This is a genomic window from Paenibacillus sp. V4I7, assembly GCF_030817275.1.
Taxonomy (GTDB): Bacteria; Bacillota; Bacilli; order Paenibacillales; family NBRC-103111; genus Paenibacillus_E.
The window spans coordinates 1348563-1370661 of record NZ_JAUSZD010000002.1 but is presented as its reverse complement, the minus strand read 5'-3'; the positions used below and the strand labels follow the sequence as shown (position 1 = coordinate 1370661).

20 protein-coding genes and 2 pseudogenes are annotated in these 22099 nt (G+C 45.8%); 9 read left to right on the top strand and 13 right to left on the bottom strand.

Translation table 11 applies throughout. From position 1 onward, the window contains the following. Positions 1-220 precede the first annotated feature (220 nt). A complete protein-coding gene (locus QFZ80_RS07570; RefSeq protein WP_307558157.1) occupies positions 221-1687 on the bottom strand; it encodes an aspartyl-phosphate phosphatase Spo0E family protein in 1467 nt (488 codons plus the stop codon). A 178-nt stretch (positions 1688-1865) separates the two neighbouring features. Between QFZ80_RS07570 and QFZ80_RS07565 the strand changes: the two are divergent. Beyond that, positions 1866-2020 (top strand): annotated as a pseudogene (locus QFZ80_RS07565) (DDE-type integrase/transposase/recombinase); the annotation flags it as partial. A gap of 108 nt (positions 2021-2128) precedes the next feature. Here the strand turns inward: QFZ80_RS07565 and QFZ80_RS07560 are convergent. The 3 genes from QFZ80_RS07560 to QFZ80_RS07555 all read right to left on the bottom strand — a co-directional run bounded on the left by QFZ80_RS07560 (position 2129) and on the right by QFZ80_RS07555 (position 2885). Next, positions 2129-2416, bottom strand: a complete 288-nt coding sequence (locus QFZ80_RS07560; protein WP_307558155.1) for a hypothetical protein — start codon at positions 2414-2416, stop codon at positions 2129-2131. Between the two features lie 126 nt (positions 2417-2542). Then, positions 2543-2671: a winged helix-turn-helix transcriptional regulator gene (locus QFZ80_RS38875; RefSeq protein WP_373460029.1), complete on the bottom strand. Its 129-nt coding sequence runs from the start codon at positions 2669-2671 to the stop codon at positions 2543-2545. Then, complete coding sequence (locus QFZ80_RS07555) at positions 2649-2885, bottom strand: winged helix-turn-helix transcriptional regulator (RefSeq protein WP_373460028.1); 237 nt, start codon at positions 2883-2885, stop codon at positions 2649-2651. Before QFZ80_RS07555 ends, QFZ80_RS38875 begins: the two co-directional genes overlap by 23 nt. A gap of 265 nt (positions 2886-3150) precedes the next feature. On the opposite strand from QFZ80_RS07555, the gene QFZ80_RS07550 reads away from it, so the two are divergent. The 5 genes from QFZ80_RS07550 to QFZ80_RS07530 all read left to right on the top strand — a co-directional run bounded on the left by QFZ80_RS07550 (position 3151) and on the right by QFZ80_RS07530 (position 6241). Further along, a complete protein-coding gene (locus tag QFZ80_RS07550) occupies positions 3151-4041 on the top strand; it encodes an alpha/beta fold hydrolase (RefSeq protein ID WP_307547776.1) in 891 nt (296 codons plus the stop codon). A 51-nt stretch (positions 4042-4092) separates the two neighbouring features. Beyond that, positions 4093-4602, top strand: a complete 510-nt coding sequence (locus QFZ80_RS07545; protein WP_307547778.1) for a dihydrofolate reductase family protein — start codon at positions 4093-4095, stop codon at positions 4600-4602. Positions 4603-5065: 463 nt separating this feature from the next. After that, the gene (locus QFZ80_RS07540) at positions 5066-5260 is read left to right on the top strand and encodes a hypothetical protein (RefSeq protein WP_307558153.1); all 195 of its coding nucleotides are present in this window, start codon (positions 5066-5068) and stop codon (positions 5258-5260) included. Between the two features lie 23 nt (positions 5261-5283). Then, positions 5284-5697 (top strand): IS110 family transposase, encoded by a 414-nt coding sequence (locus QFZ80_RS07535; protein WP_307558151.1) that lies wholly within the window; start codon positions 5284-5286, stop codon positions 5695-5697. A gap of 295 nt (positions 5698-5992) precedes the next feature. Further along, a complete protein-coding gene (locus QFZ80_RS07530; protein ID WP_307558149.1) occupies positions 5993-6241 on the top strand; it encodes a hypothetical protein in 249 nt (82 codons plus the stop codon). Between the two features lie 836 nt (positions 6242-7077). Here QFZ80_RS07530 and QFZ80_RS07525 read toward each other — a convergent pair. The 7 genes from QFZ80_RS07525 to QFZ80_RS07495 form a co-directional block, all read right to left on the bottom strand. Next, positions 7078-7398 carry a hypothetical protein gene (locus QFZ80_RS07525; protein WP_307547783.1) on the bottom strand — a complete coding sequence of 107 codons (321 nt, stop codon included), beginning with the start codon at positions 7396-7398 and terminating at the stop codon, positions 7078-7080. A gap of 529 nt (positions 7399-7927) precedes the next feature. Next, a complete protein-coding gene (locus QFZ80_RS07520; protein ID WP_307547785.1) occupies positions 7928-8671 on the bottom strand; it encodes a C40 family peptidase in 744 nt (247 codons plus the stop codon). 251 nt (positions 8672-8922) lie between these two features. After that, a complete protein-coding gene (locus tag QFZ80_RS07515) occupies positions 8923-11190 on the bottom strand; it encodes a helix-turn-helix domain-containing protein (RefSeq protein ID WP_307558147.1) in 2268 nt (755 codons plus the stop codon). Between the two features lie 419 nt (positions 11191-11609). Further along, positions 11610-12653, bottom strand: a complete 1044-nt coding sequence (locus QFZ80_RS07510) for a glycoside hydrolase family 88/105 protein (RefSeq protein ID WP_307547790.1) — start codon at positions 12651-12653, stop codon at positions 11610-11612. A 76-nt stretch (positions 12654-12729) separates the two neighbouring features. Beyond that, complete coding sequence (locus QFZ80_RS07505) at positions 12730-14241, bottom strand: extracellular solute-binding protein (RefSeq protein ID WP_307547792.1); 1512 nt, start codon at positions 14239-14241, stop codon at positions 12730-12732. Between the two features lie 38 nt (positions 14242-14279). Beyond that, positions 14280-15161, bottom strand: coding sequence for a carbohydrate ABC transporter permease (locus QFZ80_RS07500; RefSeq protein WP_307547795.1), 882 nt, complete (start codon positions 15159-15161; stop codon positions 14280-14282). Between the two features lie 20 nt (positions 15162-15181). After that, positions 15182-16078 (bottom strand): ABC transporter permease, encoded by an 897-nt coding sequence (locus QFZ80_RS07495; RefSeq protein WP_373460381.1) that lies wholly within the window; start codon positions 16076-16078, stop codon positions 15182-15184. Positions 16079-16564: 486 nt separating this feature from the next. On the opposite strand from QFZ80_RS07495, the gene QFZ80_RS07490 reads away from it, so the two are divergent. The 3 genes and pseudogenes from QFZ80_RS07490 to QFZ80_RS07480 all read left to right on the top strand — a co-directional run. Then, the gene (locus QFZ80_RS07490; RefSeq protein WP_307547797.1) at positions 16565-17344 is read left to right on the top strand and encodes a sporulation protein; all 780 of its coding nucleotides are present in this window, start codon (positions 16565-16567) and stop codon (positions 17342-17344) included. 348 nt (positions 17345-17692) lie between these two features. Beyond that, the gene (locus QFZ80_RS07485) at positions 17693-19273 is read left to right on the top strand and encodes an FAD-dependent oxidoreductase (RefSeq protein WP_307558145.1); all 1581 of its coding nucleotides are present in this window, start codon (positions 17693-17695) and stop codon (positions 19271-19273) included. Between the two features lie 87 nt (positions 19274-19360). Continuing rightward, positions 19361-20008 (top strand): annotated as a pseudogene (locus QFZ80_RS07480) (aldo/keto reductase); the annotation flags it as partial. A 270-nt stretch (positions 20009-20278) separates the two neighbouring features. Here QFZ80_RS07480 and QFZ80_RS07475 read toward each other — a convergent pair. Then, positions 20279-20839: an NADPH-dependent FMN reductase gene (locus QFZ80_RS07475; protein ID WP_307547800.1), complete on the bottom strand. Its 561-nt coding sequence runs from the start codon at positions 20837-20839 to the stop codon at positions 20279-20281. Positions 20840-21303: 464 nt separating this feature from the next. After that, positions 21304-22065 carry an SDR family NAD(P)-dependent oxidoreductase gene (locus QFZ80_RS07470; protein ID WP_307558144.1) on the bottom strand — a complete coding sequence of 254 codons (762 nt, stop codon included), beginning with the start codon at positions 22063-22065 and terminating at the stop codon, positions 21304-21306. Positions 22066-22099 lie beyond the last annotated feature (34 nt).

Below are 22099 nucleotides of genomic sequence, written 5' to 3'. Positions count from 1 at the left end.
AGGTTTTTAAAGATTTAGCACATTTTTGACTGTATTTCTCTTTTTTTGATATGAAGAGTAAAACGTCGATAAAAATATGATTTCGATTGGAAAAGTAAATCCTACTCTTGAGCAAGCTTTTCTTTAAATTAAATTTCTATAGCCTACTATTAAACAGAAAAAAGCCGACAACTTGAGCCGGCATTTTAAATGGTTCAGTTTTCTTTTGACATAATGAGTCCTACAAAGTTTTAATCAATTGTTTATTCATCTTATTAAAAGCATTAATTAATTCATCGAGTTCCATCGAACAATGAAGACATCTAGGGTCTGAAAGACCATATGTTCTAGCATACTTATTTAATTGTTGCCGTTTTTCGTAAATGGCCTGATCGATTGTTGAAAGGTTGTCCACAGCTTGTTCATGTAGCGCTTTTGATTGCTGCCGCTTCAAAGGAATCTTTCCAATGGATTTATATTTTTCATATGATTTGCACTCCTTCTCATCTTGTTTAACGACGACTGAGAAGAAGGTATACCGAGGCGGTTGAGCTGGTGGCGGCTTCGACCATTGATTCACACCACAAGGCCGGGAGTGTTCATAATTTTGGTTCTTTATTTTCGGCGGAGGTAGAAGAATATCAGGAAAAAGAAAACCTAGACTTACAAAGAACGCACTGCATCCAGTAACGAATGATGAGCCCCCGCCATTTGAACCATTTCCTGTATAAAGAGTCAACGGGGCGGAAAACCAAGTACTCGCGGGATCCGTACGAATCGGCGTTGCTTCAAATGGTTCAGGAGCTCTGGTCGTGGAACTCGGAGATGATTTGCTTCCCGAGCCGTCTTTCCACTGATCCGCTGCCGGAGCTAACTTGACCGGTGCACCGGATACGCTACCGTTCACTGGAAACGGTCTAGTTATAGGACTTTCATTCCCACTCGTATTGAAAGGCAGATTCTGGGCTCCGTCTGTTTTAGTAAGGGGTTCTTTCTTTCCTACGTCAGCCTTTCTTCCCTCGATCTGAGGGAAATTCGTCTGGCTCGTGCTCGGTACTAGGATATCCGTCACAGGCGTTTTCACTTGAACGGCCGGGGTAACTACCTTGACTTGGGGTGCTGGTACCGGCGTCAGAACTTCAGCCTGAACCGCTGGCGTCTTAACTTGCACGATTGGCGTGTCCACTTTTGTTGCAGGCAAGTTAACCGACGCCAACGGTATCCGATCAGTGGATACTTCCGCCTTCGCTAATGAAACGTCCACATTAACCAATGGCGTTTCAACTGAAATAGAAGGAGTTTTCACCTGCAGATCGGGAAGCGGAAGCATAACGTGTCCGGAGGTTTTCTCCGCAGACGGAGTCGAAACAGCTGGCAAAGACTCGCGCGAATCTTTCGCCTGGTTGGTGGAAGATGGATCCGTCTTTCCGTTGTCTGGCAAAACGTTGGATAAAACGGGAAGGTTTGATACCACTGACATCGAATTTTTTTGTCCAGAAACCGCTTTCAGAAAATTCTCAGATCCGGAGTCTTCACCAGCATGCTTGGTTGAGTAGGCTGGGTCCCCTGTTAGGTTCTTCAGCGACTCCAATAGAACGGCCTCCGCTATGTGGGGATACACAATCTGCTGGAAGAACGCCAGAACGAATACGATGCACAAACTCCCAAACCAGATCATTCCTTTTGTTCCTAAATCCTTTGTAAACATGCTGTTTCTCACCTCCTTCTCGGCCAAATTAGGTGGGGATACGGATTCCTAACATCGTCCACGAAATAACCCTTTCAGATATATTGACACTTGAAAGCAGGCTTTTGTTCCAGACATGCACAACGGTGATTATTTTACTAACGGTGAGATGGTATTTGAAATATAGTTTAAGAACGATTCTTGGAGGACTGACGAAACCTACGTCAAAGTCAAAGGTCAGTGGAGGTATCTATACCGGGCAGTTGATTCTATGGGGAAACCATTGATTTCATGTTATCTGAAAATCGGGATATGCAGGCAGCTAAGCACTTCTTTACAAAGGCTTTGTCCTCTTCATCTATTCAAGACAGCCACCAAACTAACCTGCACATTAAAGGAATAGGCTACGAGCGATTCACCGGCAGCCTAGAGGGTATATTATTCTGGAGCTATCGTTCTTCGTTAGTTTAATCGTTGTTTTCCGAATGATATCTTAGAAGGCAAATTATTATCTTTTAATCTCACATGGACCATTAGAATATCTGGTGCATTCTCTTTGGTAATTATTATTCCAACTATAATTGATTTAATTGTTTCTAATTCCTCTTGATCCATTTTGGATAATTCATCCATTGAAAACTTTATTTGTTTACCGTAATACGTTTTAAGTCCGATTGATATTGAATTTTTATCATCATCAGATAATCGTTCGAATACAGTCAATACTTCTTTAGCTACCTCTTTCTCCATAAACAATCCCCTCCTAAAAACTTAAAAAAAGAGCCTACCGCATTTTCGAGATGAGGGAAGCTATCGTGTCAATCATTAGGTCCACTCCCAACCGTCTGCGCTCCCGTGCTTCTGTTACATTCACATCTATGCCATCTCTTCCGCCCCATGCTCGGCACTTAAGCCATTTTCTTGAACCCATGCCCACATTGCCGCAAAAATAGGCTGCAGATTCCACCCTCGCTCAGTTAGCTCATATTCGACGTGCAGGGGCACACCGGGGTACTGCGTACGCGTTATAATCCCCTTCTCCTCCAGCACACCGCAGTCGATCCGTTAACGTCTTCGGGCTAATCGGGTGTAGCTTTCGCCGCAGCTCACCAAATCGCTTGGTGCCGACAAACAACTCTAACAGAAGAGGGAGGGTCCACTTACCATCCAAGATTTCCAGCAAAGGATCAATGGCTTCGATACAAGAGCGATCCAACATTGACGTTTCCTCCATAGTTCATTTTTTGAAACTATTGCACTTTATTGTAACTACTTTTCAAATATACCACTGTATTGTAGTCTTATTAAGAGACGAAACACAAAATTCTACTTCATATCGATATCAACCCCTGAGTGGTGCGCGCAACCGGAGCGCTCAATCGATATTAACAGGACTTTGAATCACATTAATAGTCTGAATATTCAAATAAATATTCCGTACGATTTAAACGCTGCTTAAAACAATTGGCAGATTGGAGGCATAAATGCAAAGACCGTTTGATGTAGATGCATCGGAGTATCCGTTCAAGGACCACTGGATGCCTTATCGCGATGGCATGATTCATTACGTTGACGAGGGGCATGGGCCTGTTATTCTTCTCCTACACGGAAACCCCACCTGGTCGTATCTTTACCGGAACGTCATCAAAGAATTGAGCGGCGAATGCCGCTTGATTGCATTGGATTACCCGGGACTCGGAATGTCACGAGCTCCTTCCGATTATGGCTATACGCCGAAGGAGCATTCTGAGGCTGTCACCGAATTCATCTGGCGACTGAATCTCAAGGAATTCGTACTAGTAGTCCAAGATTGGGGAGGCCCGATCGGATTCAACTACGCAGTAAGGCACCGTGAGAACCTGCGCGGAATTGTCGTGATGAATACCTGGGCATGGCCGGCCACGCTCCCTGCGATGAAGCTATTCTCGTTTGCCATGGGCGGATGGCCCTTCGGATATTGGCTGCAAATAAGGCGAAACTTCTTCGCCAAGAAGATTGTCCCGCATGGGATCTATCATTCCGAGAAAATCACGGATATCTTGAGAAAAGCCTACACCGATCCATTCCCAACCCCAAAATCCCGGAAACCGACATGGGTATTCCCAAGGCAGATCCGAAAAGCGCGTCCGTGGCTCGCGGAAATCGAGGCGAAACTGCCGGTTCTATCCAATTTGCCAGCACAGATTCTGTGGGGGATGAAGGATAGCGCGGGCTTTCCACCCGAAGAGATGGCTAAATGGCAAGGTTATTTGAAATTGAACGAAACCGAGTCGTTAGACGATGCCTCCCACTACGTGCAGGAAGATCGGCCCGACCGGGTGGTCGCTTCCATCCGCAGAGTCCTTGAACGGACATCGCAGCATCAAGAAAGCTAGGCTGAACGATAATCACCGTTTTATTTTCATCGACTATTAGGAGGCTATCCAATGAAAACAATTCTATGGGCAACACTAACAGGCAATGGCAACTACGCGCAATCGAGTCCGAATAATCCCCCAAAAAAGGAAGCACTCTGCGATTTTGCGGCACAAGTTCAAGCAGCTGGTAATTTCATTGTCGGAAGACGTACGTTTGAAGGGATGTTGGCGAGCGGAGGCGGGGGTGCTTTTACCGGCATGGATATCGTCGTCGTATCGGCAAGTGTGAAAGAAATTCCCGGTGTGACGGTTGTCGGCTCGCCGCTCGAAGCCTTGAGCTACCTGCAGGATAAAGGCTATCAAACCGCCCTCATCTCGGGGGGAGCGGATCTTCACAATGCTTTTCTGGGTCAAGGGCTTGTTGACGAGCTCATATTCAATATCGCGCCGGTACTGGAAGGGAAGGGGCTCAATCTATTGATTGACACGGAGAAGTACCAATACAAAGAAGTGGAATTGTTGAACTTCAAATCACTCGGCAGCGGCGTCGTTCAATTGCACTATGCGATTGATCATTAAAACGGCAGCCAGGTAAATCGCACCAAACGTATGAGTGGGGCAATTGAGCAAGTTCAATGAGGCCGTCGATCGTTTCCGTGGCAGCCTCGTTGTGTATTTAATATGAACTAACGTTCTCCGTTAGTTTAGTACGCTCACAAATTAAACGTAGTTGTGCTACTGGTAAATTGTAACACTCCAATATTCCGTTAAGAACGTTACCATTTCATCATCGCTTGGATTAAACACACCTATACTAAAAAGACTAGAGTTTGTTATTGTCCTTATATCCCCATCGTTCCAAAAGCCATTTATTTTCTAAAATATCCTCTTCAGTTAATCGGCCCAGGCAGTTGGTAGTCGGCAGCCTGTTGAACCTTCCTGTAGGACCTAAAAAATGGTCTTTGTCAAAAAAGGAGCGCCTCGGTATGAAGGGTTTGTCCACGGGTTTGAAACCCAACACCATCAAGGAGGCGCTCTTATTATGAAGTTTAAGCAATCAGATGAACAAAATCTACGGATAGAACGAATTACTCCATCTCACTTAGTAATTGGCATCGATATGGCGAAGGATGCACATGTTGCACAGGCAACGAACTTTCGCGGAATCGTTCTTTCTAAACGACATCTTACGTTTACCACAGCAAGAAAGGGTTTGAAAGGTTTGGACGTTGGATGAATGAGTTGCAGCAGAAACACCGTTTGAACAGCATAATAATTGGAATGGAACCGACGGGGCACTATTGGTTTAATCTAGCGAATTGGCTGGTAGAACAGAGGTTAAGCGTTGTTCTAGTGAACCCTGTTACGACGAAGAGAAACAAAGAGAATAGAGATAATTCTCCTTCCAAAAATGATCCGAAGGACGCTCTTGTCATCGCGGATGTTGTCAGTCGGGGTTATTACTCTGAATACACGAAGCAATCGCATTCTTTTCAAAGGTTGCGCGTTATCATGAGCGATCGAAAGTTTTGGGTTGCGAATTGCATACGGCTTCAGAACCGAATCATTCGCTGGCTGGATATCCGTTTCCCCGAATATACATCAGTTTTTTCGGATTGGACCTGCAAACGATCCACGGCGACACTTTATGAGTTCCCTGTCCAACAGACTTAACATGGAGTGACTACAGCAGCAGAAGTCATAGCAAGCTGGAGAAAGCACATGAAACGAGCTGGCGGAACTACAGGGCTAGAGAAGGCTGCACATCTAAGGCATCGTAAAAACGAGACTTGAACCAATTTATTGCCGCTAGGGCAAAGAAATGCTTCAAATCTCGATAAAAAATAGGAGCCACCGTTTCCTTTTTTCGTTATTCACATATTCTGTAGTACCTGATAGCGGAAAGAAAATATTCAAATCAACCTTCACGTCCAGCATTGCTGCTATCTTCAGGAAGGGGAGATTATTTGTGAATTTAACTTTCAAAAACTTCGCCAGGATGTTTATTGGTAGACGTGCTGTCATTATTACAACAGGCTCGCCCCGCGGCTTAAACGGAACCCCTGAACCTGCAAGATTCCAAGGTATGATTCGCGAAGCAGGAAAAGATTTCATTTGTTTTATTACGGATGAGAGAAGACGCATCATTATTAGAAACGATGAGATCGTTGCTTTGGTCACACCGAGACCGAGAACAAGAAATAAGAGGAAACCTTAGGTAAACGATAAGGAAAGGGGTTTTTAGATGTTAACTTTCCGGCAGAGAGTACGAAGATTATTAGGAAGACGGGTATTCATTTCCACAACCGCACTCGCCGTCGATGAAGCCGGTTCAGCTGAATTCGACGGCGTTTTAAGAATTGTCGGCAAAGACGTCCTTGTTATCATTTCAGGACAGAGACCTATAGCCATAAGAATTAGCGAGATTATATCGTTAAGCCCCCTCAACAACAGAACAACTCTTAAAAGAAAACTCACCTAACTTTAGGTGAGTTTTTTACTTTCTGGTTAACCCGTCGCGAAAACGGTACAATTTATTTGACGTTTAGTTAAATTGATCCGTTAGCTTGCAAGGCTCCAATCACAAGGGGGAATCTGCGAGGTTAAATATATGCTCAGTTAGCATGTCAATTCTAAAATCATGCTTGAAATTGAAACCAAGAAAAGAATGCAACCGAAAGCAAGTGCTCCCATATTATGAGAGACCGTCATCAACAGCACCCAAATTATTTTCCATATCCGATTCTCTTCCTGCTTTACGTCCTTATACTCGGAATAAACTCCAGGAAAACTAAAACCAATGAAAATCAAACCTATTATCATTATGATTAATAAATCGATATACAGATTTCCTGTTATATTTATAAAAGTTGAACCCCGGCATGTGTTATGCCACAATTCACCCAGCCCCTAGCAGGCAGCTACCGCCATTTTCCAGTTAATTTGTCCAAAAACTTTGGGAAACATTCATTCACTTAATCTGCCCGTAATGAAGGGCTACCACAGCAGCCCTTTCGATGTTCAACTATCGTTCTGCGTTAGTCTGAATGAAAATTACATGTCCTTTGGTACAAATATCCCCAATAATTTACCGTTTATCCTATCGAATTCTTCCAACAAATCATCCGAGTTCTTTGAGTATTTGCTTTGAATGTAAAATCTACTACAAGTATTAAGTAGAATACCGACAATCTCTTTAGAAACCATACTATCATTACTTATTGACTGTTTATACAAATCAATGTATGAGTGCAAAGCACTAATCAAATTACTATCAATCAATGCATTTCCATTTTCGCCGTTATTACCTCTTAGTTGTAGTATCAGCTCCTTACAAACATTTTTCAATCTTGCTATCAGTTCATTATTTTCCACTGTTGTCCCTCCTCATAGTCAACATATTTCTCATCCGTTACTTTCTACTTACTAAATGAAATATAATATTGAACAGGCTTCCGAATATGCGAATATGCCGGCAGCCGGTTTTATTATTGAGAAATAGTTCTGTTAAACCTGCCCGTTAATTGAATAACCGACTAAGGGATTCATTTTTAATTTACAGTGTACATACTTCGGGAATGAGATAATGTTCTTGTCAAAATCGGGATTGGCGGTGACAACAACTTTATCCATAAAACAAAAAAACCGCGATTTACGCGGTGACCCGACAGGACAGAAATGAAAAATAATAATGTTAATAAACACCTAAGTAAAAGAAGCGGTCTCCCCCATACTGGAGAAGACCCTGGCACAACTCCGCAACCAAATTCCGGAATCGATAGCCATCTTTTTCGCAGTTAATGTGCCACACCTTTCGGCTTCCTATCCTCTTAAAAGTCCTCCCCGACTGCCTTCTCTTCATTGTGTACTGCAGTTCACCCCGTTAGAATAATTCATCAAAGGGTTAAATTAATCGCTGCACCTTGACTACACGGCCCTTCCACAATGGATCCAGAACCTTGATATTCACGCCATTACCGCTTGGGTTTGAATGAATCATGATATCCTGCCCCTGATCGTCCTTGCCCATATATAGCCCTACATGGTCTATACCCTCCCGACTGGAAACCACATCAAAGAAAATCAGGTCACCTTTACGGGCGTTTTCAAAGGAAACTGTTTTTCCTATTTGGCTTTGCAATTTTGAAGTCCGAGGTAAAGCAATACCGTGTTTACTAAAAATGTATTGCATAAAGGATGAACAATCAAAAAGTCCATCATTCTCGTACTCTGTGCCAAATTTATAAGGAACGCCGAGGTATTCTTTTCCAGTAGCAATGATCGCTTCCGCCTTTACTTCCCAAGCGGGGACAACTTTTACCGTTCGAAAGAGTGTATATTGTGGTTGGGTAGTTACAAAGCCAATAATGCCAGCTGCATCTTTTACCTTCGCCCAAGTTGTTCCGGTTACACGTTCTATGACTCTGAATTCTTCTCCTGGAGCAAAATAGCGGATACGGTCGAATTGCGTTCCCGGGCCTGAACGAAAGTTGATCCCCGTTTCATTTACGTTCACACCGATTTCATAGGTGTATCCGACCTCCACGTTCTCGACAATGGTTGTTAATTGTGATGTTTCTGCGTAAGCCGAGCTTGTACCGATCAACAGTGACAACACCATTATCCAAAAGATCAAAACTTTCTTCATTTAGAACTCCTTCCATGTGCATGTATTTGGGCTTTTGCCGTTGTGCGGTTGTCCCATGATGAATCTTATGCACGGAATTGTTCATAGAGAAGCCTTTAGACATATGGTAATTTTAGCCAACAGCTGACGATTAAGGTTCAACCACCACGCAATCCTGCCCGTTAGTTCAATAAACCAAAAGAGGAGCCGCCTCAAAGCAAACTCCCCCAATACAACGATTATGTCATTTTTATGCTTTAAGCAGCTTAACTTTACCCCTCTTCACGGTATTGCCCTGGCGTCATGCCTACCATTTTGCGAAAGGAGCGAATAAAGTTAGCGGAGTTGTTGTACTGCAATCGCTCGGAGATTTCAATAATCTTCAAATCGGACTCCTTAAGCCATTTCTTAGCCACGTCAATTCGATACTGCGTTAAATAATCGCCGAAATTAATGCCGGTCTCCTGACGGAAAACACGGCTCACATAGTGGGGATGATAGTTGATGCGGGAAGAACACTTCTCGAGTGTCAGCTCCGAATCAAACTCCCGCCTAATCATATCGATTACCGCTTCTGAAATATGCTTGAATTGGCAATCGCGACGATTGCCCAGCTCCTGAATGTAAGGATACACAAACATCGACCAGAACCAGTGCTCCATCTCATTCACGTTCCGAAGCTTGAACAGAGACTGAATCAATGAGGCTTCATCCTCTGCAATCCGGTCCAAGGGGATGGACAATTCCTGCCCGAATTTAAGGAGATCGACCAGCAGACGCATCAATGACAGCTGATAGTCCCGATGCTGCGTATGGGGCTGGAACAGCTCTCCGATAAAATGCTTCAAGGCCAGCTCCGACTGCTCCAGATCTCCTGCTCGGATCGCATCGAACAAGGCATGCTCCCCTTCTTGCGGGAACATATACAGATTGCTCTTCTGTGGCTGCACATCCTCAATAAACAAAATCGACTCTTGCCCCAGTCCTACCCTATACTTCAACGAGGTCATAGCTTCATGCAGCGCCTGCTGGCTATCCGAGAGCGAGCTAAAAGGACTGCTGATTCCGATGCTCACTTTAATCTCTAAATATTGAAAAATGGCTTTTTGGATCTCGTCGGACAGTGTGAAAATCTGCTCTTTAAAGTCCGTCCCCTCTTTTGATGAACCAATCAGAGTCACTTGGCAATCCGATCTGACAATTGGTACCAGCCTTTGCTCTGTCAGTACAAGCTCACCGACGATATTGCTGATTGCAAACATGAGCAAATCCCGATTCGCCTCTTCATACCTGGTATCCTTCAGTGTATCGATTTGAACGGCAACCACGCACATGGAGGGCCAAAGCTTTTCCAAACCGTACAAGCTCAATTTTTCCTCAAAATCTCCAGGATGGATCGTACCGCTAAACAATTTTTGCATGAAAAATTCCTTAAGCTGCACCTGCTGCCCCTTGAGCTCATTCATAATCAGGGACTGATTTCTGATCAAATAATCGACGCGTTCCCCTATAACCTGAAGCTCGCCGTTTGGCTTCCCCTCATCAACTGAGGAAGGAATGCTGGTGAGAGCGGTATAGATGGATTGAATCGGACTGTACATCCTCTTTGATCCGAACCAAGCTAGTATCAGCGTGACCAGCAAGATGACCATACATACGAGTAGAGTAATCCAGCCGATGATTTTATTCTGTTCGTTCACTTGCTCGTTTGAGGCTACGGAGACATAGCTCCAGCCGTTATAGGAGGACTTCCGGAAGGTGACAGTGACTACCTCTTCATCCAGCTCGGTAGCATATTGGCCGAAAGCATCCTTCGTTTCGAGGAGGGGCTTTAAGTAAGTTTGACCCGACATGCTAGTTCCCAGCTGAGTACGGTCGCGATGATCAATGATATGGAAATTCTTATCCAGAATAAAAGTACTGTCGAGCTTGCCGTTTTGAAACGCATCAAGCTCCTTTATCACATCAGACGAGAGCACGACGCAGATAATCCCAGTCGGATCGACAGAGTTAATTGGATACTTCTTTACAAAGTAGATGGACTGAAAGGAATTCGGTAGATCATCCGGACTACTTGTCCAGAAGGAGCCTCCCGCTATACGGGAGAATGCCTCTAACTGCGGCCTGAAGTCCGGGGAAATGTATTCATTAACCCCTTTGCTTGTGACCATCCATTTCTTGCTTGTGCTGAACAGAAAAACATCACTGATGCCAAGCTCGTAGGTTTGAATCAGCGAAATTCCTTTATACAGTTCATGCACCATTTCGAAATCATAATTGGATATATCTTTCTCGAAGGCGCCGGTGACGACGGGTGATTGCAGAAGCTGCGTTGCCGAGTTATCAATCGTCCTCAGCGTCTGCTCGACACGCATCTGCATTTGCTGCAGAAGCTGCTTATTGCTTTCGTTTACTTTCTCCTGTACGGTTCGGGAGGAATTGTAATAGGCAAAGGTGCCCAGCAGAATGACCGGTATGGTGCCGATCAAGATGGACAATAACATCAGCTTTAATAAATAGGACGAGGACCGAAATCGCATAATGCCTCCAAGTTATAGTTCCATGACAGTACTTCAAGTTTACATGAAAATTCTGTAGAGTGTCTATTTTCATTTATCTGGAATAATATAGGTTTCCTATTAGGCGGTGATCCTACTCTTTACAACCCTAAACCTAGCTTGCATGCTACTTCCTTCCTTTCGGCTTAGGACTGAGAAACTGTTGTTCTATCATACCGGGAGGCTTGGATTGCCGTCGATAGTCCTTGCTTGTTCAGATCGGCTGCCAAATGCCTTTCTTGTAGCAATACCGCAAATAGTCTTTAGTTGCACTCGTTGTCACTGGTTGCTATTTTGTAGTTGCACAAAAAGCCCCCCATAGGATAAACAGATTTTCATTATTTCACCTGTCTACCTTATGGGGAGCATATCTGCCCATTTAAGCAAGTATGATAGTGATCTCAGCAGCCGTGACCGAACAGATTTTTCTGCGAGCCCAGCACCGCGGCAAGGAAAGCCAGCGTCAGCCCTTGTCCCCAACCCTGAATGCGTTTATCCGGTACGTTCTTATATCCTTCCGCATCGTTCATGACCGCAGTGCCAGCCGAAACTCCGATTACCGTGCCATCTGCGGTAATGCGCGCTAAGATGCCGTCGATCGACTTCTGCGTGTACTTATTGTATAAGCGGCCGCGCGATAATAATGCTGTCGCTATTCCCGCCGAACCCGAAGTCTCCAGCGGGGAGGTCGGCTCATCAACGATCGTATGCCACAGCCCCAATTCATCCTGAAGGCGTACGAGTGCGCTCAGTTGATCGCGAAGTGAACCGTCGATGATCATGAAGGACGGATGCGTAACTGGAACAAGGTCGAGCGCCCGGGCCATTGTCAGGGCTGCCCAGGAATTGCCGCGCGCCCAATGGATAGCGGAAAGGTTGTTTCTCGCAATGTTGTCCCATCCATGAAAATACAAATTCGACACCGGATCCTGCAGGAAATTCTCATGTCCGTGATACTGCTTGAGCCCATCCTCAATGTAATCTTGACGCTTAAGTAGGGTTCCGATGCGAAGCAAGAAGTACCCGGCCATGAACATCGTATCCACCCAAGCCTGTTCTGGGAAATTGTATGTTTCCGAATTAACGGTATGCTGGAAAATACCGTCATCAAAACGCACGGCCTCGTGTGTTAGATACTCCGCCATATCCGTCGCTGCATCCAAATATTTCTTATCCTGCGTTACTTGATATAAGGTAAGCATGGAATGTCCGATTGATACCGCGTTTACTGATAGCTTCGGCAGCCCGTCCTCCATATTTTCGTCGACCCAAGCTTGCAATTTGGTTAAGTACTCTTGCCTGCCTGTAGCAGCATAAGCTTCGCACACGCCATAAAATGCAACCCCACCCGGCCAATCCCAGCTAAAATCCATCTTGAACGTACGTTCTACTACCCGGTCGATAGCCGACCGGATCATTTCTTCGTCGAATATTATCTTCGGCATCTCTTTTAACTCCTCTCCCGTTAAACGATATATGAGGAAAGGGCCATATATCCCTTTCCTCAATCAGCAAGCCTCATTACTTCGCTACTTTAGCGTATTCTGCATTAAATTCCTCAATGACCTTGCTTCCGCCGCTTTGCAGCCATTTATCAACCGTCTGTTTCCATTCAGCCTCATTGATCGCACCCATGATGAATTTTACTGTAGCATCCGCAATGAGCTTCGAGAGCTCTTTGCCCTTCTCAATCTCCGTATTGGAAATAAAAGGCGCGGCGGGATTAGCTAGGGCGATCGTAGCATTGTCCTGGAACAGCTTCGTGCTGAGCTTCTCGAGCTCGTTTCCATAGTTTACAACTTGATCCTGCAAAATCATAAACTGATTGCCATCCTTAATTTCCGCCTTTATCTTTGAATCCTGATTTTGCGTATAGTTGCCATTCTCAGTCGTGTACTGCTTCCCTTCAATACCATACTTCATCAGGTTTTGAATATCCTTCTCGGATACTTTATCGAAGTAAGCAAGAATTTGCTTAAGTTCAGCTTCCGTCTTCACGCTCGTTTTCGGTATCACGTACATGCCCAAATAGCCGGCACCGGCGCGGGTTCTTTCGCCCTTCGGACCGGAGATGCGGTTAATTAAATTAATTTTTGCATTCGGATCGACCTTCTTCATGTTCTCCTCGATAACTTTGCCGTCCAGCATATTATCGATCCAAAGTCCGGCTTGACCCTTGTTCATTACGGCCCGGCCGTCTTGGACGAGCGCGAAGTCCTGATTGATAATCTTTTCATCATACAATTTCTTGTAGAACTTCATTGTCTCCAAGTATGCTGCTGTCATATGAGCCGGAACCAGCTTGCCGTCCTTCAGCTCCCACTCATTCGGACCGCCCATATATACCAGAATATCTTTAAAGCCAGCAATATTACTTCCCTGCATCCCCACAGCAAGTCCAAGCGTATCCTGCTTACCATTCTTATCCGGATCTCCTGTTGCGAATGCCTTCAGAATCGTATAAAGTTCATCTACGTTCTTCGGCGCCTGTAAGCCCAGGTTCGTTAACCAATCCTGACGGATCATCAAACCGAAGCGAGCAAGATCCCGCTCACGGAACACACCGTAAATTTTGCCGTCGATCGATATGTTCTTCAGTACGATGTCCGACATCTTGCTCAGGTTCGGATAGCTTTTCAGATAGGGCCCGACCTCCCAGAACATACCGCTGCGGGCGGCGTTAACGATATTGGAAGCTTTCGGTTCCAGCGCAACAAACGTTTTCGGCAGCTCGCCGGATGCAACGGTAGCGCTTAATTTATCCGTGTAGGACGAGGAAGGCACCCATGACACCGTAAGTTTCGTGTTTGTCTTTTCCTCGAGCGTTTTTAATACCGAGCTGTCCGCGGGCATCTGCTCCGGATTGTAGGTCGGCAGCATCATCGTTAGTTGCAGCGGTCCTTGATTCACCCCGGCACCACCATTGCCTTGGGGAGCGGCTTGATCCTTCCCCCCGCAGGCGGTAATAACTAGTGCCACTGTAGTGAGCAAAGCTCCGGCTTTGACCATTGTCTTCTGATGTCTTTTGTTCATTTTTTATATCCTCCCTTTTTCCCTTATGCTATTATATCTCAACCCTTAACCGAGCCCAGCATTACCCCTTTGGCAAAATGCTTCTGCAAAAACGGGTATACCATCAGGATCGGTAGCGTAGATACCACAATTACCGCCATCTTCACCGATTGCTCCGGCGGAGAGACATAATCCGCATCCATCGCGGTGGAGTCCCCGATCCCGCCCGAAGCCATAATCACAATCTGCCTTAAGAGCACTTGAATCGGCCATTTGGTATTGTCATTAATATACAGCACGGCGCTAAAGAACGTATTCCAGTGACCTACCGCGTAAAATAACGAGAAGGTTGCGATCGCGGGCATGGATAGCGGAAGCACGATCCGGAAAAAGATTCCTAGATCGTTGCAGCCGTCGATCTTGGCGGATTCCTCCAAGCCGTCCGGCAGCTGCTGAAAAAAGTTCCGCATAATGATTAAGTTGAAGGCGCTGATGGCGCCTGGAATCAGCAAGGACCAGTAGGTATTGATCATTCCTAACTGCTTGACAACCAGGAACGTCGGAATCATCCCGCCGCTGAACAGCATCGTGAACACAACCAGCATCAAGATCGGTTTGCGGAAATCCATATCTTTGCGCGCTAACGGATACGCCATTAAGCATGTAAAGAAGATGTTGATCAGCGTACCTACGATCGTGATGTAGATAGTAACTAGCAAGCTTCTGACCAGCGTTTGGGTGGAGAAAATATATTTGTACGCATCCAGAGTAAATTCTGTCGGGAATAAGATGAATCCACGCATCAGCAACTCCTTCTGTGTGGCGAACGAGCCAGCAACGACATAAATGAATGGGATTACAGTAAGTAAAGCGAATACAATCAACAGCGCAATGTTCAAGCTATCGAATATTCGACTTCCCCAGCTTTGCTTGAGCGGCATAGCGGTTCAACACTCCTTTTCTAGTAGATACCTTCTTCACCAAATTTTTTGGCTAAATGATTAGATACAAGGACAAGAATCAAACCAACAATCGACTTGAACAAACCGACCGCTGTACTGAAGCTGTACTGTCCTTGGCTGATCCCTACAGAGTAGACATAGGTGTCGAATACTTCTCCGACCTCACGGTTCATCGCGTTGAGCATAAGGAAGATTTGCTCAAAACCCGTATCGAGAAAATGTCCCAGTCGGAGGATCAGTAGAATGACAATGGTGCTGCGAATGGCTGGCAGGGTAATATGCCACAGCTGGCGGATCCGGTTCGCTCCATCCATGCGTGCTGCTTCATACAGCTGTGTGTCGACGCCGGCTAGTGCCGCAAGGAAAATGATCGTGCCCCAGCCCATTTCTTTCCAAATAACCTCAGCGGTAATGATCGTCCTGAACCAATCGTTACTCACTAGAAAATTGATCTTTTCTCCACCGTAACGCACCAGCAGCTCGTTCACAATGCCGCCTTCCGTCGTTAAGAAGATGTAGGCAATCCCCACAACTACGACCCAGGACATAAAATGAGGAATGTATATCAACGTTTGAACAGTCTTCTTAATGAATTCCTGCCTTAGCTCGTTTAGCATGAGTGCAATCACGATCGGTAGCGGAAAGAAAAACAGGATATTGTAAGTGGCCAGAATCAACGTATTCCGAAAGAGAACGAGAAAGTTCGAATCGCTAAAGAGACTTTCGAAGTGTTTAAGACCTACAAACGGACTATCCCAGAAGCCCAGAAATGGCTGATAGTCTTTAAATGCGATGAAGATTCCGTACATCGGCCAGTACTTAAAAATGAGAAAGTACAAAAGGCCAGGGAGGACCATGAAATAGAGCCATCGGTTCCGCACTAGTCTGCCTATCATTGTCGACGACCTCGTAGCCGAAGACGTAGCGACTCGTGCTTTCATACTTGTTTGCATGCTGCTTTCTTCCTTTCAGCTTATGACTGTGAAACTGTAGCTCCATCATATCGGAGGGCTTTGTTTGCCGTCGATAGTCCCTGCTTGTTCAGATTGTCTGTCGTATGCTGTTCCTGGGGCGATAAACCGCAAATAGTCATTAGTTGCGCTCGTTGTCACTGATTGTTTTTTTGTTGGTGCATTACAAAAAAGAGCCGCTTCAGGGAAGCAGCTTAACTAAGATCGATTCAGCGAGCTGCCGCTCATTTTTCGCTCCTGGCAGACGCGCGAGAGGCATGTACAAACGCTCGAGAGCGGAACTCAAATATGCGAACGTGCCCAGAATGGTACAATTCGACAGTAATTTCCGTTTTTCCGCAAACATATGAAACTACTTTGTGCTTTACATCGTATCAGTGAATATATGAATGACAAGGAGGAAATTTACACATGTCCATATTTAAACGAATGCTCGCAACCGTCGGGATCGGCGCTGCCCAAGTAGACCTCATGCTCCATCAAGATACGGTGAACGCGGGGGATATGATCAGCGGCGTCGTCCGGATTCAGGGGGGGCGCGTGGATCAGCAGATCGATGACGTTTACGCCTTCGTCATGACGCGTTACTTGAAGGAGCAGAACGATACAAAAATGCAAGTGGAAGCTGCCGTGGCCAAATTCCAGCTTACCGGAAAATTTACCGTTGAGGCGGAGCAGGTCTACGAGTTCCCAGTCTCGTTCCAGCTTCCAGCCATTACGCCAGCAACGATGGGAAGAACCCCTGTTTGGATTCAAACCGGACTTGATATTAAAGAAGCGGTTGATCCGAAGGATCAGGATCAGCTTCAAGTAAGACCGCACCCGCATTCCGAGGTTATACTGGAGGCGGTCAATGAACTCGGATTCCGACTCCGCGAGGTGACATGCGAATACATGCCAACTTATGGCAGAAAGAATGGATTGCCTTTCGTTCAAGAGTTCGAATTCGTCCCCTCCTCGCAATTCCGGGGCCGACTGGATGAATTGGAAATTATCTTCTCCCCGGACGAGAACGGCGTCGACTTGCTGCTGCAGATCGATCGCAAAGCGCGCGGGCTAGCCGGCATGTTCGCCGAAGCGACTGGTACGGATGAAAGTTTTGTAAAGATACGGTTCGAGCGCAATCAACTAGCTTCCGGAACTACCTACGTTGCCGGTGTTCTGGCCGACTTGATCCGCAAATACGTATAAGACTTCACCGGCATTAACATGGCAACAAACGCTAAGAATCCTTTCCCAATGAGGAGAGGCTTCTTTATTTTCAAGTCGTAGAACCTATTCCTTGTCGCGTAAGCACATCCCTTTCAAGTACTCCACCAGACTTTCGATGTTCATTTGGACATGCCGATTGTCGCCCACCAGGCTATATCGATTAAAATCTTTGTACTCCCATCATTTAATCGTCCCCTGAAATTTCATGTACAAATTCCTCGGTGTGGAGACCTAAAGCTACGCCTTCGAATGACCGGAAAATAGAACCGCCAGAAAAGGGGAACACTTGAAAAATAGGAGTCAGAAGCCGGAAAGGTTGAGACAATTTTGAAAATTGTAAGGACGACGTGCGCTTTGCTAACGGCCTGCCTTCTGATCGCAGCCGCAGCTTCTCTCATTTTCGTATTTCAAAAGCAACCCGAAGAAAGAATCGTCATATACGGTGGAGGCCCTCAAGCCGTAGCCGCGGCACTTAAGGCAGCGGACGGTTTTGGCGGGCAGGTAACGATGATTGTCCCGGAGAATCGGCTTGGATCAATTCAAACTGCTGGCGGGCAAAATCTGTTTGATCTGAACAGCTATAAGCCCTCCCGGCTTCCAGAAGGAATTCCAGCAGATTACAAAGGTGCTCAAGCTGGCTCGCTTTTTTATTTTCTGCGGGAGCTTTCGCCCGTTTTTCCTCCGAGCCAAATGGAGCAATTTTTTTCCTATAAAACAGGCGCCAGAAAAAACATACGTGTTCTCTATCAAACCGACATCGAAAGGGTTGACTGCGAGTCGCAAGGCAGTGCGTACCGCGTTTCATCCGTTGCCGTCCGGCCTCTAAAGCGCGCCGTTGGCGGGGGCTTTTCCTTTGACTTTCAAAAGCCTCCCGAAATCATTCGGGGCCTCGTGTTTATCGACGCGTCTGAAACGGGCAGGCTCGTTCGGCTGACGGGGCACCACATCGGAACCGTAGGAAGGGAAGACCAAAACCCCGACGAAAAGCAGATGGCGGCCACGCTCATGTTCAAGGCTAAGGGTATAGATGTAGAAAAAGCAGTAACAGATTGGACCAAAGAAGGGTGCACTCTTTCGGAAAAGGGCTCCTTGCAGCTTTGGGGAGGCTACATTCTTAACACCGACCCCGGTTTTTCCGCTTACAACGAAAATCCCGCCTCCCCTTACCGCTTCAAACCCTACAACGCGGGAGAGGATGGCTATTCCCAAAAGGGTTCCGCGCGCTCCAAAGACATGGAATTTTGGGTCAACGGGCTTTTGATTTACGACGTGGACGCGCAGCTACAAAGCGGGATTCCCAATTCGAAGGGCGGAACGGAGCCGAGCGAAGCGCGCAGGCTCGCGCTTGAGGAAATAGCCAAGCCCGAGTTTATTTCCATGCTCAGGCGCCTCCCCGGATGGGGCAGTGCGGAAATCGTTATTGAAAACGGAAAGCCCGCTGCGGGCGAAACCCTCTACATCAGGGAAAGCGTCCATACGGCCATCAAGGTTGACAAGGAAAGGCGAATCTACGAATTCGCGTTGGACAAAAGCGGCGTCACAGGCGGCGACAGCCGCTACTACAAGCGCCGTATCGGACTCGGCTACTACCAATTCGACTCGAATTCTTACAAAAAAGGAGAACCGCTCTCCAATCCGCTCCCGGCTAAACCTTGGTACGTTCCATACGATGTTTTACTGTGCCCCTCGCTCACGAACGTTTTGATTCCCGGGTACGCCGCGAACATCGATTCGTTCGCTTGGACAGCGATGCGGGTGTACCCGAATCTCATCGTGCTTGGAGACGCCGCCGGCGCTGCCGCCGCGCTTGCGCTTCGGGGCGATTTCGAGCTTTCGAATCCGACCCAAAAACAAATCGAGTTTCTTCAGAGGGAACTTCTCAAATATCAAGCGATATTGGAGAAGTGAAAAGCTGCGCAAGCGGCTTTTTTTACTTGAAGCCGAGGATATTCAATTTCTTGTCTTAAACCCTAACACAGGAAGGCTGTTCCCATATATCGTCTGATTGATACCGCTGCCTCTTATCTAAATGAAGAAGCAGTTGGCAGAGCAATCAAACGGAGTGGTGTGGCAAGAGAGGAATTATTTATCAATACGAAACTTTTGGTTCAGGATGCAGGTTATGAACGCACAAAGAAAGCATTCGAAAAATCACTGGAAAGATTGCAAATTGGATTATTTGGATTTGTATTTAATTCACCAGCCATTTGGCGATGTATATGACTCTTGGCGCGCTATGGAGGGACTGTATCGTGAAGGAAAGGTCCGTGCAATTGGCGTTAGTAACTTCCAGGCGGATCGTCTGATCGATTTGATTATTCTGTTCAGATTGAGTCCTGGGCACCTTTTGCTGAAGGAAAAAATAACTTGTTCCAGAATGAGGTATTAGTATCCATAGCTGAAAAATATAATAAATCCGTGGCTCAGGTGGTTTTACATTGGTTGACACAAAGAGAAGTCGTTGTGATTCCAAAGTCTGTTCGTAAAGAAAGAATTATCGAAAACTTCAATATCTTTGATTTTGAATTAAGCCAAGAGGAAATGGAGTCGGTTACTACGTTAGATACGAAACAGAGCCTGTTCTTTTCACATCGCGATCCTGAAATGGTGAAATGGATCAGTACCCGTAAACTTGATATCTAACAATCGCTATTTCGAAGGTATTTATTAAACAATTCTACCTGTTAATTGTGATTTCGGCAGCCTTCTCCGATGTTTATTGTATACCGCCTCATGAATTTGCCATTAATAATTAAATATTGACAAGCTATAGCTGGAATACTTCAATGAGAAAGAGGAGCTGCTTCGCTGCAAGCTCCTCTAGTTCGTCTCTGTTTGTTAAGTCAAGAAAAAACCTGCTTTTAACTTCTTCTAATATTCGATCAACAATGGAATCTGTATGTAGAACCTGTACTACTCATTCAGCCGTTGTACCTGGTCTATCCATTGCATAAACGATTGTACATAGCGCTGCAGATATTTGCGGGTCGTTTCATCTATGAGCTTGCGAGTATCTGAATCAATCTTATCTAAAACTTGAGATATATACATTTTTTGAGACGGCATAACATATGACTGAGTGGCATCCAACGTTTGCCTAATTTGCTGCTGCGACAGAATCGTACCTTTTGCGCCTGGCGTTGCACCTATCACACCCGCAGGCTTATGAATTAGGACGGCTGTTTTGGTTGGTGTCGATGCCCAGTCCAGTGCATTTTTCAGTACACCCGGTATTCCTGAGTTATACTCTGGGCTAACGATGATGATGCCATCCGTCTTTTTAATCGCCTCACGATAATGCATAACTGGGTCTGGCCCTTCTCCATGATCCAAATCCGCGTTATACAAGGGAAGATTCTCAATCGATATGTATTCATATTTCGCGGAATCTACGAGTTCAGGGATTGTATTCGCAATCATTTGATTAAACGAATTTCCCCTTAAACTACCAACAATAATCCCTATTCTTTTCAAATCAGCCAACCTCCTCATAGAATTTAGAAGCCATTCTCATTTAATCATATAATATTTTCCTCATTTTGTGTGGAATGGCTTTAGTTCTGTAGTAAGAAATGATTTGAAACAGGCGTAACCTTATTATGCAATAAATGAAAAAAAGACTGGTATCTCATTTCTCTAAATGATTGCCTAATTCTCTCACTAACACTAACGCTACATACGTATATGCCTATTAATTGAAATATATAAAACAACAAGGAGCAGTTGCCTTAGACAAACCACAACAGAAGGAAAAAATCACATACTAAGTGATGATGTTCTTCTGCGATTTATTGCGGGGGCTTTTGGACATGGCTGGCCCATTCAAATCAAACTTATCATGTTGATAACTTATTCAACAGTGAAAACGGCAACCCTGCATCAATGTCGGGGCTGCCGTTGCGCGATCTTCATCACTTCTTTTGTGACCTCAACTCGTATTAGGCCAGTATCTGGATGCCGCCGCAGATACCAATCATCTGTCCGTTCATGTAGTGGGATCCCTCGCTGGCCATAAAAGCGACTATAGGGCTGGCATCCTTATAGGGGTCTCCGAAATAACCAACAGGACTAATCTTCATAACCTGCTCCATCGCTGCCATGCCCTGGGGGCTGCTATCGAAATTATCAGCCTTTATTACCGGCAAAAAGCAGTTGGTGGTGATGCCGTATTTTCCCCATTCCTTGGCAGCAAAACGGGTCAGCGACATAACAGCGCCTTTGGCCATAGCATATCCGGCAAATCCAGGCGTACCTGATACAGCCGAACCGGAGGCACAAGTGATAATTCGTCCATAATGTTGCTCCTTCATGTAGGGGAAGCATTTTTGCATTAAAAGCATCGTATAGAGAGGGCCGGTATTATAGCTCTCGAGAGCCAGCTCCGTTGTGGTATCAATGAGGTTGGTGGGATGCTCCATTCCCCCCTGAGCAATGCAGGCCAGAATCTCCACCTTGCCAAATTCCTTGATGGTTCTTTCCACAACCTTGTCAAGGTCTTCTTCCTTGGAGATGTCGCAGGTCATCGGCACGATTTTTCCATCCATGCCTTCCGCTTCCTTGGTCAGCTTCTCCAATCTGTCCAGCCGCCTTGCGCAAGCCAGAACATTGGCTCCCTCCTCCGCCAAACGCAACGCACAGCCATAGCCTACACCGGAACTGGCTCCAACTACTAGCGCAGTTCTTCCTTTCAGAATACCCATAAAGCAGTCCACCTTTCTGTATTTGCCAGTACGA